This is a genomic window from Streptomyces sp. NRRL WC-3549 (assembly GCF_000721935.1).
Lineage (GTDB): Bacteria > Actinomycetota > Actinomycetes > Streptomycetales > Streptomycetaceae > Streptomyces.
In genome coordinates this window covers 88,376-89,833 of the sequence record NZ_KL585423.1, presented here as the reverse complement: position 1 = coordinate 89,833, position 1,458 = coordinate 88,376, and the positions used below count along the sequence as shown (strand labels likewise).

Here is a 1,458-nt window from a genome sequence, read left to right as displayed (position 1 = left end):
CCCTCGCGCCATCAGAGATGTGTATAAGAGACAGGGGCCTCGGCGCGGGCGTGGCCCTGGGCTTCGACAACATCGCGTACATCGAGAAGCTCGGCCTGGGCGACGGCGACGAGGCGCCCCTGCTGATCATGCCGCTCGGCAACGAACGCCCCCGGCCCGCCGACTTCCGCCACGAGATCGCCTGACCGGGGAGACCTGCCATGACACTGCTGACCTCCGACACGACCCCCCTCCGCCCCACCCGGTGGGAACCGGGCCGCCGCTTCCTGCTCCGCGCCGCCGGGCTGCCCGTGGAGAGCGTCCACGGCCTGCGCTGCGCCGGCACCAGGGAGTGGGCCGACCGGATCCTGGACCAGGAGGAACGGCTCACCGAGGGCGGCGCCGCCCTCAGCGACCTCCTGCACGCACTGGTCGAGCGGGCCGACACGGCCGGTGCCGACGCCCGCCGCGCCCTGCTCACCCTGCGCCGCCAGGTGTACAACAACCGCCTGCCCGCCGACCCCGGGGCCGCCCTGCGCCTGGTGAACGGACTGGACCGGGCCGCCGGTGAGCGGACCTCGGCCTGGCTGGACGACCGGGCGGGGTACGCGCGGCTCCTGGCCGAGGGGCCCCCGCTGCTGGCCGGTGAACTACGGCTGGCACGAGCGGAGTTGCGCCGCTCCCTGTCCCACGACCGGCTCCGGACGGGACTGCTGCTCGCCTCGCCCACCCTGGACGGCCGGCTCGACGGCTATCTGCGCGACACCGCCCCCGAACCCGGCAAGCGGATGCGCAAGATCGAACGGTCCGCGCTCACCTACCTCTACCGCACCGCGTGCAAGACCAGCCCCTTCAGCACCCTCACCGCCGTGGCGTCCGGCACCTTCGACGGCGCCCCGGCCGACGAGCCGGCTCCCCTGCGGGTCGGCGAGACCTGGACGAGCCACGTCCGGCTCAACGTCGTCGCCCTGGGGCGGCTGGCCGACCTCGTCCTGGCCGACCCGGTACGCCGCCAGGACCTCCCCGTCGTCCTCTCCCCGGGCTGGGGCCGCGACGAGGACCGCATCCGCTACGTCCGGCAGTGGGTGACCGCGGGCGACGACAGCGCGGCCGTCACCTTCGACGCCGTACGCGACCGGCTGTTCTACCTCCGCAGCAGCGGCACCCTGGACCGCCTGCTCACCTTCTTCGGCAGCCGTGACGGGCTGCGCCACCGCGACCTCGTCGACCGGCTGGAGGCCGAGCACGGCGCCGACCGGGCCGAGTGCGAGCGGTACGCCGCCGCGCTGCTCCAGCTCGGCATGGTCCAGGTGCCCTCACTCCGCACCGACGTGCACAGCCCCGACCCGCTCCGCTCCTTCCAGGAGGCCCTGCGCGCCCTGCGGGTCCCGTGGGCCGACGCCGTGGCCGGCGCGCTGGACGGCCCGGCCGCCTGCCTGGCCGCGTACCCGGCCGCCCCGCTCACCGAGCGGCGGGCCC

General features: G+C 75.2%; 2 protein-coding genes. Both read left to right on the top strand.

From position 1 onward, the window contains the following. Positions 1 to 185 (top strand): hypothetical protein (locus tag IH13_RS42835; protein ID WP_158791316.1); only part of this gene is annotated, 185 nt, incomplete at its 5' end. Positions 186 to 200: 15 nt separating this feature from the next. Then, a partial coding sequence (locus IH13_RS0126770; RefSeq protein WP_199814838.1) for a lantibiotic dehydratase occupies positions 201 to 1,458 on the top strand: 1,258 nt, incomplete at its 3' end.